At 67.1% G+C, this 13337-nt stretch carries 12 protein-coding genes and 1 pseudogene; 8 read left to right on the forward strand and 5 right to left on the reverse strand.

Translation table 11 applies throughout. The features are described from left to right. From DIE17_RS15170 to DIE17_RS15205, 8 genes and pseudogenes are all read left to right on the forward strand, one after another. Positions 1 to 158, forward strand: a pseudogene (locus tag DIE17_RS15170) (aspartate aminotransferase family protein); the annotation flags it as partial. A 62-nt stretch (positions 159 to 220) separates the two neighbouring features. Continuing rightward, a complete protein-coding gene (locus DIE17_RS15175; protein WP_124486634.1) occupies positions 221 to 1336 on the forward strand; it encodes a polyamine ABC transporter substrate-binding protein in 1116 nt (371 codons plus the stop codon). A gap of 188 nt (positions 1337 to 1524) precedes the next feature. After that, the gene (locus tag DIE17_RS15180; protein ID WP_124486635.1) at positions 1525 to 2679 is read left to right on the forward strand and encodes an ABC transporter ATP-binding protein; all 1155 of its coding nucleotides are present in this window, start codon (positions 1525 to 1527) and stop codon (positions 2677 to 2679) included. 10 nt (positions 2680 to 2689) lie between these two features. Then, positions 2690 to 3676: an ABC transporter permease subunit gene (locus DIE17_RS15185; protein WP_124520605.1), complete on the forward strand. Its 987-nt coding sequence runs from the start codon at positions 2690 to 2692 to the stop codon at positions 3674 to 3676. Next, a complete protein-coding gene (locus DIE17_RS15190) occupies positions 3673 to 4512 on the forward strand; it encodes an ABC transporter permease subunit (RefSeq protein ID WP_044847895.1) in 840 nt (279 codons plus the stop codon). The genes DIE17_RS15185 and DIE17_RS15190 overlap by 4 nt, the downstream gene beginning before the upstream one ends. Positions 4513 to 4614: 102 nt before the next feature. Then, positions 4615 to 6189, forward strand: coding sequence for a DUF3138 family protein (locus tag DIE17_RS15195; RefSeq protein WP_124520515.1), 1575 nt, complete (start codon positions 4615 to 4617; stop codon positions 6187 to 6189). Positions 6190 to 6301: 112 nt separating this feature from the next. Then, positions 6302 to 7606, forward strand: coding sequence for an FAD-binding oxidoreductase (locus tag DIE17_RS15200; protein ID WP_124520516.1), 1305 nt, complete (start codon positions 6302 to 6304; stop codon positions 7604 to 7606). 25 nt (positions 7607 to 7631) lie between these two features. Beyond that, complete coding sequence (locus DIE17_RS15205; protein ID WP_124520517.1) at positions 7632 to 8933, forward strand: NAD(P)/FAD-dependent oxidoreductase; 1302 nt, start codon at positions 7632 to 7634, stop codon at positions 8931 to 8933. 148 nt (positions 8934 to 9081) lie between these two features. On the opposite strand, the gene DIE17_RS15210 is transcribed toward DIE17_RS15205, so the two are convergent. The 5 genes from DIE17_RS15210 to DIE17_RS15230 all read right to left on the reverse strand — a co-directional run bounded on the left by DIE17_RS15210 (position 9082) and on the right by DIE17_RS15230 (position 13210). Continuing rightward, on the reverse strand, positions 9082 to 9756 hold the full coding sequence (locus tag DIE17_RS15210) for a DUF799 domain-containing protein (protein WP_044847891.1): 675 nt from the start codon (positions 9754 to 9756) through the stop codon (positions 9082 to 9084). Positions 9757 to 9766: 10 nt separating this feature from the next. Continuing rightward, a complete protein-coding gene (locus tag DIE17_RS15215; RefSeq protein ID WP_124520518.1) occupies positions 9767 to 10207 on the reverse strand; it encodes a DUF4810 domain-containing protein in 441 nt (146 codons plus the stop codon). A gap of 55 nt (positions 10208 to 10262) precedes the next feature. After that, the gene (locus DIE17_RS15220; protein ID WP_185500359.1) at positions 10263 to 10934 is read right to left on the reverse strand and encodes a CsgG/HfaB family protein; all 672 of its coding nucleotides are present in this window, start codon (positions 10932 to 10934) and stop codon (positions 10263 to 10265) included. Positions 10935 to 11385: 451 nt separating this feature from the next. Beyond that, on the reverse strand, positions 11386 to 12741 hold the full coding sequence (gor, locus tag DIE17_RS15225; protein WP_124520519.1) for a glutathione-disulfide reductase: 1356 nt from the start codon (positions 12739 to 12741) through the stop codon (positions 11386 to 11388). Positions 12742 to 12985: 244 nt separating this feature from the next. Next, on the reverse strand, positions 12986 to 13210 hold the full coding sequence (locus DIE17_RS15230; protein WP_014895816.1) for a hypothetical protein: 225 nt from the start codon (positions 13208 to 13210) through the stop codon (positions 12986 to 12988). Positions 13211 to 13337: the final 127 nt, after the last annotated feature.

The raw sequence follows: 13337 nt of genomic DNA on the forward strand, positions 1-13337 counted from the left end.
GCGACTTCTGCTTCAACGGCAACCTGATCATGCGCGCGACCGGCGACCGGATGCTGCTGTCGCCGCCGCTCGTGATTTCGCGTCAGGAAATCGATGAACTCGTATCGAAGGCGAAGAAGGCCGTCGATGCGACCGCCCAGCAACTGGGCCTTTCGTAACGACTTTGCCTACAGGCGTGCGGCGGGTGCCGCGCGCCGCCATAACCCAGGGGAATTCCACCATGCGTGCCTGCTTTCTTCGCCAAGCCTGTTCCATCGCGGCCCTTGCCGCGGTGGCCGCGTTCACGTCGGTCGCCAGCCCGTCGGCGCATGCCGACGAGCTGAACGTCTACAACTGGTCCGACTACATCGCACCCGACACGATCCCGAACTTCCAGAAGCAGACGGGCATCCACGTCAAGTACGACAACTACGACAGCGACGACACGCTGCAGGCGAAGCTGCTGGCGGGCAGCTCGGGCTACGACATCGTCGTGCCGACCTCGAACTACATGGCCAAGCAGATCCAGGCCGGCGTGTACCAGAAGCTCGACAAGTCGAAGATCCCGAACCTCGCGAACCTCGACCCGCTGCTGATGAAGATGATCTCGGACGCCGATCCGGGCAACCAGTACGGCGTTCCCTGGGCCTACGGCACCGACGGCATCGGCTACAACGCGCAGGCGGTGAAGAAGGCGCTCGGCGACAAGGCGCCCGTCGACAGCTGGGCGCTGGTGTTCGACCCGGCCAACATGGAAAAGCTGAAGAGCTGCGGCGTGTCGTTCCTCGACCAGGCCGTCGACGTGTTCGCGGCCACGCTGCAGTACATGGGCAAGGATCCGAACAGCAAGAACCCCGGCGACTACCAGGCTGCGTTCGAAGTCCTGAAGAAAGTCCGCCCGTACATCACCCAGTTCAACTCGTCCGGCTACATCAACGACCTCGCGAACAACGACGTGTGCGTCGTGCTCGGCTGGTCGGGCGACGTCGGCATCGCGCACCGCCGCTCGTCGGAGGCGAAGCGCCCGTACGACATCAAGTTCTCGAACCCGAAGGAAGGCGGCCTGCTGTGGTTCGACGTGATGGTGATCCCGAAGGATGCACCGCACCCCGAGGCCGCGCTGAAGTGGATCAACTACGTGTCCGACCCGAAGGTCAATGCGGCGATCACCAACACGGTGTTCTACCCGACCGCGAACAAGGCCGCGCACCCGTTCGTCACGCCGGCCGTCGCGCAGGATCCGACCGTCTATCCGCCCGAGGACGTGCTGAAGAAGATGGTGCTGATGAAGCCGATGCCGGCCGACATCCTGCGCCTCGAGAACCGTCTGTGGGCGCAGCTGAAGACGGGCCACTGATCACGAACCATCACGGCGGCGCAGGCATCGGCTGAACGCCTGCCCGCCAGAGATCCGCGGACGCTTCGTCCGCCCGCGCGCACCGCGCGCTGTTCCATCCGGCACGAGCCGTTGTCCGCGAGTCGCGTTGTACGCCTCGCGCGGGAACGCTCACGCCTGCAATCCGTGAAGAACGAATGGTGACTCCCATGCAATCGATACCCTCTTCCGCTGCCGCACGCCACACCCAACCGGCCGCCGCGGCCCGCACGAAGAACGATGCGTTCGTGCGCATCGAAAACGTCGTGAAGAAGTTCGGCGACAGCACGGCCGTCGACAACGTGAACCTGACGATCGCGAAGAACGAGCTGTTCGCGCTGCTCGGCAGCTCCGGCTGCGGCAAGTCGACGCTGTTGCGCATGCTCGCCGGGCTCGAGACGGCGACCTCCGGCAAGATCTTCGTCGACGGCGAGGACCTCGCGTCGCTGCCGCCGTACCGCCGCCCGGTCAACATGATGTTCCAGTCGTATGCGCTGTTCCCGCACATGTCGGTCGAGTCGAACGTCGCGTTCGGGCTGAAGCAGGAAGGCACGCCGAAAAACGAGATCAAGGAACGCGTGGCCGACGCGCTCGCGCTGGTGCAGATGAGCAAGTACGCGAAGCGCAAGCCGCACCAACTGTCCGGCGGCCAGCAGCAGCGCGTCGCGCTCGCGCGCTCGCTGGTGAAGCGCCCGAAGCTGCTGCTGCTCGACGAGCCGATGTCCGCGCTCGACAAAAAGATCCGCCAGAAGACCCAGCTCGAACTGGTGAACATCATCGAGAAGGTCGACGTGACCTGCGTGATGGTCACGCACGACCAGGAAGAGGCGATGACGATGGCGAGCCGCCTCGCGGTGATGAGCGAAGGCAAGATCGTGCAGATCGGCACGCCGGGCGAAGTGTACGAATACCCGAACAGCCGCTTCTCGGCCGAGTTCATCGGCTCGACGAACCTGTTCGAAGGCCGGGTGGTCGAGGACGAACCCGATCACATCTTCGTCGAAAGCGACGACCTCGAGGCACGCATGTACGTGAGCCACGGCGTGACCGGCCCGCTCGGGATGCCGGTCGGCATCTCGGTGCGGCCGGAGCGCGTGCACGTATCGCGCGAGAAGCCGGGCTCGCATCACAACTGGGCGCGCGGCGTGGTGACCGACATCGCGTACATGGGCGCCTACTCGCTGTATCACGTGCGTTTGCCGAGCGGCAAGACGGTCGTGTCGAACCTGTCGAGTTCGCACCTGATGCACGACAGCGCGCCGGCGTGGAACGACGACGTGTTCGTGTCGTGGTCGCCGGCCAGCGGCGTCGTGCTGACGCAGTGAGGACGACATGATGAGAACTTCCGCCTCCACTCCGTCCGCGCCGGTTTCGACCGGTACCGCCGCAACGACACAGGCTTCGAAGCGCCGCAGCCGCTTCGCCGCGCTGTCGCGCTTCCTGCCGTCGGGCCGCGGCGTCGCGATCGGCGTGCCGTTCCTGTGGCTCGTGATCTTCTTCGCGCTGCCGTTCGTGCTGGTGTTCAAGATCAGCTTCGCCGACCAGGTGATGGGGATCCCGCCGTACACGTCGCTCGTCGAGATCAAGGACGGCGTCGTGCACTTCGCGCTGCAGCTGTCGCACTACGCGTTCCTGCTGCAGGACGACCTGTACATCGCGACCTATCTCAGCTCGCTGAAGATGGCCGCCGTGTCGACGCTGCTGTGCCTGCTGATCGGATTCCCGATGGCGTACTACATCGCACGCTCGGAGCCGGGCCGGCGCAACGTGCTGATGATGGCCGTGATGCTGCCGTTCTGGACGTCGTTCCTGATCCGCGTGTACGCATGGATCGGGATCCTGAAGGATGACGGCCTCCTGAACCACACGCTGATCGCGCTCGGCATCATCCACACCCCGCTGCGCCTCTATCACAGCGACGCGGGCGTCTACATCGGGATGGTCTATTCGTACCTGCCGTTCATGGTGATGCCGCTCTACGCGCACCTCGTGAAGATGGACCTCACGCTGCTCGAGGCCGCCTACGACCTCGGCGCGAAGCCGTGGGTCGCGTTCACGCGCATCACGCTGCCGCTGTCGAAGAACGGGATCATCGCCGGCAGCCTGCTGGTGTTCATCCCGGCAGTCGGCGAGTACGTGATTCCGGAACTGCTCGGCGGCGCCGACACGCTGATGATCGGCCGCGTGATGTGGGATGAATTCTTCAACAACATGGACTGGCCGATGGCGTCCGCGGTGACGGTCGCGATGGTGCTGCTGTTGCTGGTGCCGATGGCGCTGTTCCAGTACTACCAGGTCAAGGAACTGGAGGAAGCGAAATGATCAAGCCGAGCAAACCGCTGTCGACGGGCGTCCTCGCCTTCGGCTTCCTGTTCCTGTACATCCCGATCATCAGCCTGGTCGTGTACTCGTTCAACGAGTCGAAGCTGGTGACGGTGTGGTCGGGCTTCTCGCTGAAGTGGTACGCGGCGCTGTGGCAGGACGACGAGCTGCTCACCGCCGCGTGGCTGTCGCTGAAGATCGGCCTCCTGACGGCCACCGCGTCGGTCGTGATCGGCACGTGGGCGGGCTTCGTGCTCGCGCGCTTCGGCCGCTTCAAGGGCTTCACGCTGTACACGGGGATGATCAACGCGCCGCTGGTGATTCCGGAGGTGATCCAGGGGATCTCGCTGCTGCTGCTGTTCGTTGCGCTGGAGCAGATGTTCGGCTGGCCGAAGGGCCGCGGGATGGTGACGATCTGGATCGGCCACGTGATGCTGTGCGTGTCGTACGTGGCGATCATCGTGCAGTCGCGCGTGAAGGAGATGAACAAGTCGCTGGAGGAAGCCGCGCTCGACCTGGGTGCGACGCCGCTGAAGGTGTTCTTCGTGGTGACGCTGCCGCTGATCTCGCAGGCGCTGCTGTCGGGCTGGCTGCTGTCGTTCACGCTGTCGATCGACGACCTGGTGCTGTCGGCGTTCCTGTCGGGGCCGGGCTCGACCACGCTGCCGCTGGTGGTGTTCTCGCGCGTGCGGCTCGGGCTGAACCCGGAAATGAACGCACTGGCGACGCTGTTCATCACCGCGGTGACGATCGGCGTGATCGTCGTGAACCAGATGATGATCGCGCGCGAACGGCGCCGGGTGGCCGACATGAAGGCGGCGTTCGCGGCGGCCTGACGCCCCGCTTCCCTTTTCATCGATAACAAGACCCGCGCGCCGCGAGAAGCGGCGCGCGGGCCGATCACAGATTGACCAAGCGCACGACAAGGAGAATCCGCAATGAAGAAGAAACTGATCTGCCTGCTGGTGGCCGGCGCGTTGCCCGGCATCGCGCTGGCCGACTCGACCTCCGCCGAAATCAAGGCACTGCAGGCGCAGGTCGCCGCGCTGCAGAAGCAGATGAAGGCCATGCAGGCGCAACTCGCCGCGAAGCCGGGCGGCACCCCGGTCGCGCAGGCCGGCGCGACGATCGCGGCTAAGCCGGTGATCGTGGCCGCAGACCCGTCCTCGCCGGACTACGGCAAGGCTCAAGCCACGCTGACCAACGACGAAGTCAGTGAAATGAAGCAGCAGATCGCGAACCAGCAGCTGAAGGTCGACTCGCTGACGGACGCGGCCAACACCGGGCCGCTCGCGGGCCTGTCGGTCACCGGCTACATCGACCCGACCTACATCTACAACCGCGCGGCCGGCACGTCGTCGTTCCTGTTCGCGAACCACGAGAACGCGTACAACTACTTCAACAGCACGTTCGGCGATCTCTACCTCGACATCAAGAAGACCTTCGGCGTCGGCCCGATGGCGCCGTCGGCGGAGATCACGCTGATGCCGAACCGCGGCAACGGCATCACGCTGCTGCAGAACTCGCGCGGCTCGATCACCGACAACCTGCTGAACACCGCGGTCGTCAACGTGCCGATCACCGCCGAGACGACGCTGGTCGCCGGCTTGATCCCGAGCTTCGGCGGCTACGAGGTGCAGCAGTCGAACCAGATGCTCACGCTCACGCACAACCTGCTGTACGATTTCTCGGATCCGGGCAGCTACGTCGGTGTCGGCGCGAACTACACGAAGGGCGCCTGGGCGTGGAAGTTCTTCCTCGGCAACGAGCAGTACCGCACGTACGGTTCGGTCACGCAGACGGGCACCAACGCGCTCGGCGACCCGATCTCCACCAGCAACAAGGTGCCGACCTTCACCGCGCGCGCGGACTACACGTGGTCGAGCGCGCTCGACATCGGCGGTTCGTTCAACATCGGGCGGCAGACGCTGGCGAGCGCGATCGACGACCAGGGCAACGTCCACTACGGCCCGGGCGGCGCGGCACCGAGCGCCTACGGTTCGTTCTTCTTCGGCGAACTCGACGCGACCTACACGCTCGCCGACATTCAGTACAACGCCGAAGTCGACTACGGCCGACAGCAGCATGCGGCGTTCAACGGCGGGCTCGCGCAGTGGTACGGCCTGTCGCTGCTCGCGCACCGCAAGTTCAACGCGCCGGTGGTCGGCCGCATGGGCGTGACGCTGCGCTACGACCTGCTCGCCAACTCGAAGAACGGCGGCGGCGGCGGCGGTATCGCGCTGAACGGCAACGGGATGGATCCGAGCAACGGCTTCGGCGTCGACGCGGACTGTCTCGCGCAGTCGAAGGCCGGCGGCGGCCTGGGCTTCGAGTGCAAGGGCGCGGTGCGCCAGGACGTCGCACTCGACCTGCTGTTCTATCCGACCCAGCAGATCACCGTGAAGGTCGAATACCGGCACGACTGGGCGAACAACAAGGTGTTCCTGCGCAACGACGGTTCGTACGGCAAGTCCAACGACCTGCTCGCGACGCAGTTCATCTATTCGTTCTGATGCGGGCCGCGCGGGACGCCCTGCCGCGCGCATGGCGTCCCGCATCGTTTCACCCGGCCGGATCGCGGTGCGTCGCGCACCGGCGCCGGCCGTCTTCGACGGAGTCGGTTTGATGACGCAGTCTTTCACCCGCCGCGCCGACGCGCTCGCGCGCGACTCGTACTACGAAGCAACCGCCACGCGCCCCGTGGCCGACGACCCCGTGCTCGAGGAAGCGATCGACGTCGACGTGTGCGTGATCGGCGCGGGCTTCGCGGGCCTGTCGACGGCGCTCGATTGCCGTGCGCGCGGGCTGTCGGTCGCCGTGATCGATGCGCATCGGCCCGGCTGGGGCGCATCGGGCCGCAACGGCGGACAGGCGATCACGGGTTTCGCGAAAGACGAGGTGATCGAGCAGCAGCTCGGCGCCGCCGGCGCACGCGCCGCGTGGTCGCTGTCGCTCGACGGCGTCGCGCTGATCGCCGAGCGGATCGCGCGCCACGGCATCGACTGCGACTTCACGCGCGGCTACCTGACGGTCGCGACCAAGCCGCGCCGCATCGACGACCTGCGCGCCTGGATGGATGCCGCGCGCTCGCGCTGGGGCCATCCGTCGCTGTCGTGGCTCGATACCGGCGAAATCCGCGCGCGCATCGCGTCGCCGCGCTATCTGGCGGGCGTCTACGATCCGCTGTCGGGCCACCTGCATCCGCTCAAGTATTGCCTCGGCCTCGCCGAGGCCGCGCGCCGCGAAGGCGTCGCGCTCCACGCGCACACGCCCGCGCTCGACGTCGTGCGCGGCGCCCGGCCGGTGGTGCGCACGCCGTCGGGCGAGGTGCGCTGCCGCTTCGTCGTGTCGTGCTGCAACGCGGGCCCCGGCGGCATCCTGCCGGCCGCGACCGCCGCGCGCATCGCGCCGGTCGCGTCGTACATCATCGCAACCGAACCGCTCGGCCGCGCGCGCGCCGACGCGCTGATCGCGCAGCGCGAAGCCGTGTGCGACAACAACTTCTTCCTCGACTACTTCCGGCTGTCGGCCGACCACCGGATGCTGTTCGGCGGCCGTGCGAACTCCGCGGGCGCGTCGCCCGACACGCTCGCCGACACGATCCGGCAGCGCATGGTCGGCGTGTTCCCGCAGCTCGCCGACGTGCGCGTCGACCACGCGTGGGGCGGCTTCGTCGACGTCACGCGCAACCGCGCGCCGGACTTCGGCGCGCTCGATCCGAACTTCTTCTACGTCCAGGGCTTCAGCGGGCACGGCGTCGCGCTGACCGGCATCGCCGGACGCGCGATCGCTGGCGCGATCGCGGGCGACACGCGCGCGTTCGACCTGTTCGCGCAGCTGCGCCACCGGCGCTTTCCCGGCGGCGACGCATGGCGGCAGCCCGCGCTCGAACTCGGGATGCTGTATCACCGCGTGCGCGAGCTGTTCTGAGTCCCCTTCATTCGTTTTCCTGATCATGCAGACATTCGCCAACCAGCCGCACGTCGCGTCGTACTACGCGGCGACCGCCAACGATACGACCCGCCATGCGCCGCTCGCCGGCGCGACCGACGCCGACGTGTGCGTGATCGGCGCGGGCCTCACCGGCTTGTCCGCCGCGCTCAACCTCGCCGAGCGCGGCCATTCGGTGACGGTACTCGAGGCATCGCGGGTCGGATGGGCGGCGAGCGGGCGCAACGGCGGCCAGCTGATCGGCGGCTTTGCATGCGACATCGACACGTTCGGCAACTTCATGCCGGAAGGCGACGTGAAGCGGATCTGGGACATGGGGCTCGAAACGCTGTCGCTCGTGAAGTCGCGCATCGCGAAGCACGACATCGACTGCGCGCTCGTGCCCGGCTACCTGACCGCCGCGAACACCGAGCGCGACGCGGATGCGCTGAAACGCTGGCGCGACGAGGCCGCGAAGCGCTTCGGTTACGACCGCTTTCATTTCGTCGAAGCGGACGAACTCGGCGACTACGTGCAATCGGCGCGCTATCGCGGCGGCCTGTACGACCCCGACAGCGGCCACCTGCATCCGCTGAACTACACGCTCGGGCTCGCGCGCGCGGCCGCCGACGCGGGCGTGCGGATCCACGAGGACAGCTGCGTGACGCGCGTGCGCGACGTGTCGGGCGGCCACGTCGTCGAGACCGGCCAGGGGCAGGTGCGCGCGCGCTTCGTGGTGCTCGCGTGCAACACGTACGTCGGCACGCTCGCGCCCGCGCTGTCGAAGAAGATCATGCCGGTCGGCACCTACGTGATCGCGACCGAGCCGCTCGGCGCGGCGCGCGCCGCCGTGCTGATGCCCGCGCGCGCGGCGATCTGCGACAGCCGCTTCGTGCTCGACTATTTCCGGCCGGCGCCCGACACGCGGCTCGTGTGGGGCGGCAAGGTCAGCTATTCGACGCGGGAGCCGCGCAATCTCGCCGACGCGATGCGCGCGGACATGCTGAAGACGTTCCCGCAGCTCGCGGACGTGAAGGTCGACTACGCATGGGGCGGCTTCGTCGACATCACGATGAACCGCGCGCCGCACTTCGGGCGCGTCGCGCCGACGCTGTATTTCGCGCAGGGTTTCTCGGGGCACGGCGTGAACACGACCGCGCTCGCGGGCAAGCTGATCGCCGAGGCGATCGACGGCCAGGCGAGCCGCTTCGACCTGTTCGGCAAGATCCGGCATCGCGACTTCCCCGGCGGCGCGACGCTGCGCACGCCGGCGCTGGTGCTCGCGATGAGCTGGTACCGGCTGCTCGACGCGTTCGGCATGCATTGAGCGGCGGCGCACGGCACGACGCACGCGACGTACCGGCCACGCAAAACGGCCGCGCAAGCGCGGCCGTTTCATCGAATCTCGCGGCTTCGGCACGGCATGCAGGCGACCTTGCCTGCCCGACGCGCCGAAGCCGAGGTCCGCGCGCCGGTCAGTCGGTCCCGTACTTCGGCGAACGCGGCCCGTACAGCAGCCCGTTCGGCGGCCCCGCGGACAGCAGCCTGCTGCTCGTCAAACCGGCCACATCGTGCGCTTCGTCGGTCAGCGAATGCGCGACCTGCTTGACGGCCGCCTGCACCAGCATCCCGACGACCCCGAACGCGTTGACGCTCATGTTGTTGCCGACTTCCTTGCCGGTCGCACGGCCCTCGCCCTGCCACAGCACGTCGCCGGTCTTCAGGTCGACGAGCTTCGCCGACGCCGCGACCACCGTCGTGCTGTCCACCACCTGGTAGACGGATCCGTATTGCGTGATCTTCGCGTACAGCGCGGCGTCCGCGCCGAAGATTTCGCGCAGCTTCGCCGGCGACGTGCCCTGGATTTCCGCGGCGTTCGTGAGGCCGTTCTGCTTGAACGTCTCGTCCATCACCGCGACCGGCACCACGTAGTAGCCCGACTCGGCCAGCGGCTGCGTCATCTGCGACAGCACACCGTAGGTCGCGCCGACATCGGTCGTCTCGTTGAGCGGCGGCAGCACGAGGATCGAGCGCGGCTGGCTCTTCTTGAAGGCCGTGTAGTCGGGGCGTTTGACGGGCTGCGCGCACGCGCTCAACAGCGCGACGATCGACAGTACGGACAGCAGCTTGAATGAAAGTGTCTTGATCATGGCAGGCACGTCACTGTTTGGCGGGAGTCGGATCGGCATTCTTCTGGCCGGCGATCGTCTGGCCGGCGGCCGACGGATTCGCGGCCTTCGCGGCCTTCGCGTCGCCGGCTTTCTTCTTCATCAGGAAATCCATGAACGACGCGGATTCCGGAAAGAGCGCCTTCTCGGCCTGGAATTCCTGCGCGGCCTGCTGTTCGCTGCCGACGCTCGCGTAGAGCATCCCGAGATGCGCATGGAAGCCCGGCGGCGGCGTCTTGCCCTTCGCGCGAATCTCCTGCAGCGCCTTTTCGAGCGCGTCGATCTGCTCCTGCGGGGACTTCTGCCCCTTGAAGTATTCGTACACCTGCGGCTGATAGCCGTTCCATTGATAGAGCGGCGGCGTGGTCGGCGCCGCGCAGCCCGCGAGCAGCATGACGGCCGCCGTCGCCGGCAGCCAGATTCCCCGTTTCATGGTCTTGTCTCTTCTGGTTGGTGAATGATTCGTCGCGCCGTACTGCGCACGGCGCCTACTGCGGTGCCTTCAGCGTGCCGGCGTCGACCTGGTCGACGAGATGATTCACGGCTTCCTGGATCGCGAGGTCCAGCACCTTGCCGTTGAGCGTCGAGTCGTAACCGGCCGTGCCGCCGAAGCCGATCACTTCGCGGTTCGACAGGCTGAACTCGCCCGCGCCCTGGCTCGACGCGACGACTTCCGACGTCGTCGTGTCGACGATGTTCAGGTTGACCTTCGCATACGCGACCTGCGTCTTGCCGCGGCCGAGAATACCGAACAGCTGGTGATCGCCGACGTCCTTGCGGCCGAACTCCGTCACGTCGCCGGTCACGACGTAGTTCGCGCCCTTCACCGCCTGCGCCTTCTTCATGAAGCCGGCTTCCTGCTTGATCTCGTCGAGGTTCTCGCGATCGAGCACGTTGAAACGGCGGCTCTGCTGCAGGCGCGTGACGAGGATCGTCTTCGCCTGTCCGCCGAGGCGGTCGATGCCGTCCGAGAAGATGCCGCGCATGTAGCTCGAGCGGTTGTCGAACTTGCCGACCGCGATCGCGACGGGCTTGCCCGCGTACGGCTTCTGCGCGCTGCTCACGGCCGGCACGTCGAGCGTGCGCGACGACTCGGTCGCGCAGCCGGACAGCGCCGCGACGAGCGCCGCCGCCACGAGAACGGTGCGTCGTGTCTGAATGTTCACTGCGGGTCTCCTTACGTGAAAAGATTGCCCGGAACGGGCTCGCCGGCTTGCCGACAAACCGGCGGTCGATGCGATGATCGAAGCGGCCGGGGCGCGCATCGGCGCGCGCGCGACTTCATCGCCCGGACGGCGATGGAGATGGCGGCATGCGAAGGGAAATTGCACGCAACGGACGTGTTGCGGCGAGACGCGAACGCGCGGCGCATGGATCGACGACCCCGCTTGCGCCGGCTACCGCGTGATTCTGGTTACTGCGCTGTTGATCGCGCATGATCGGCCCCGTATATGATTTTGGCCGATCATACCAAGTCTGATTGTCGAGACGGGATTTCTTTAGAAGAATTGACGATCTTTACAAATCGCCGCGGATCCGTGGTGCGTCACACGCCAGCGGAGCGTGTGCGGGACGCCCGCGCCGGCCCGCGAGCCGGCGCGCCGCTGGCGGTCAGTCGGCCACCTTCTGCCGCATCGTCACGAACTCCTCGGCCGCGGTGGGGTGAATGCCGATCGTATCGTCGAATTGCGCCTTCGTCGCGCCCGCGCGAATCGCGATCGCGATGCCCTGGATGATCTCGCCCGCGTCGCGGCCGACCATGTGCGCGCCGATCACGCGCTGGCTGTCGCGCGCGACCACCAGCTTCATCAGCGTGCGCTCGTTGCGGCCCGACAGCGTGTGGCGCAGCGCCTTGAAGGACGTGCGGTAGATGTCGACGTCACCGTGCACGCGACGCGCATCGGCCTCGGTCAGGCCGACCGTCGCGACCTCCGGCTGGCTGAACACGGCCGACGGGACGTAATCGTGATCGGCCGCGACGCGTGCGCCGCCGAACAGCGTGCGCGCGAGCAGCGCGCCGTCGCGCGTCGCCACCGGCGTGAGCTGCGGCCGCGACGTGACGTCGCCGAGCGCATGGATCGAAGGCACCGACGTCGCCGAATACGCATCGACCGCGATCGCGCCGCGCGCGTCGAGCATGACGCCCGCGCGCTCGAGGCCGAGCCCTTCGACGTTCGGCACGCGGCCGGTCGCATAGAGCACCGCGTCGTACGGCCCGTGCTGCGCGTCGCCGACGTGCACGGAGAGCGTGCCGTCGTCCGCGCGCGCGATCGACTCGACCACCGCGCGCGCGTGGATCGCGACGCCCTGCTTCGTCATTTCGTCGGTGAGGAACTGGCGCACGTCGTCGTCGAAGCCGCGCAGGATCTTCTCGCCGCGATAGAACAGATCGACCTGGCTGCCGAAGCCGTTGAAGATGCCGGCGAACTCGACCGCGATATAGCCGCCGCCGACCACCGCGATGCGCTTGGGGCACGCCGGGAGCGACAGCGCCTCGCGCGACGTGATCGCATGCTCGATGCCGGGACGGTGCGGCAGCGCCGGCCGCGAGCCGGTCGCGATCGCGATGTGGCGCGCGCGGATGGTGCGCTCGCCGATCGCGACCGTATGCGCGTCGACGAGGGTCGCGCGTCCTGCGTGCATCGCGACGCCGGATTGCCGCAGCAGGTCGATGTAGATGTCGCTGAGCCGGTTGATCTCGCGATCCTTCGCGGCGATCAGCGCGGACCAGTCGAGCGTGCCGGCGCCGAAGGTCCAGCCGAAGCCCTTCGCATCGTCGAGTTCGTGCGGATAGTGCGATGCGTAGACGAGCAGCTTCTTCGGGATGCAGCCGCGCAGCACGCAGGTGCCGCCGATCTGCTCCTGTTCCGCTATGCCGACGCGCGCGCCGTATGACGCCGCCATCCGGGCGAGCCTCACGCCGCCGGAGCCGGCCCCGATGACGAACAGGTCGTAGTCGAAATCCATCGCAAGCCCTCATCGCAGTTCGGATGACGGCACGATAGCAAGATTCGGGAATTCGTGCGGAACGTGGCGCCGCAGGACGCGCGCGCCATAAAAAACGGCGAGAGACGTTGCCTCTCGCCGGTCAAACCGGCTGCCGGGTGTGCCATGCGTCACCGATCGACCACATGCCCGGCCTGCCGGCCGCGCGGCACCGGTCCGCCCGGATGCGCGAACGGCGCACCCGCGGCGGGACCAGCCGCCTTGCTCAGGCCTGCGACGTGTCGCTGCCGTCCGTCGCCTGCGTATCGTCTGCCTGCTGCGGCTGCTCTTCCTTCTTCTCGAGCATGCCTTCGATCGCCTCGGCGCCCTTGAAGCCGGCGACGGCCGCCGCCGCCTTGGTCAGCAGGCCCGCATCCGGATCGACCTTCTCCGCCGCCTCGACGGCTGCCACTGCGCCAGCGATTTCACCCACGGTGTTCAGGATACCCATCGTCATCCCCTTTCAAGAAATTCGTGAGCGCATCGTCCCACGAAAAAAAACCGGCGGACCGTGTTTGTCATCACCGGATACACAAGTTACGCACCAGGCCGGCCGCACGCGAAACGCGCGCCGGAAC

Origin of the sequence: Burkholderia sp. Bp9099 (genome assembly GCF_003857805.1) — a bacterium.
GTDB lineage: Bacteria > Pseudomonadota > Gammaproteobacteria > Burkholderiales > Burkholderiaceae > Burkholderia.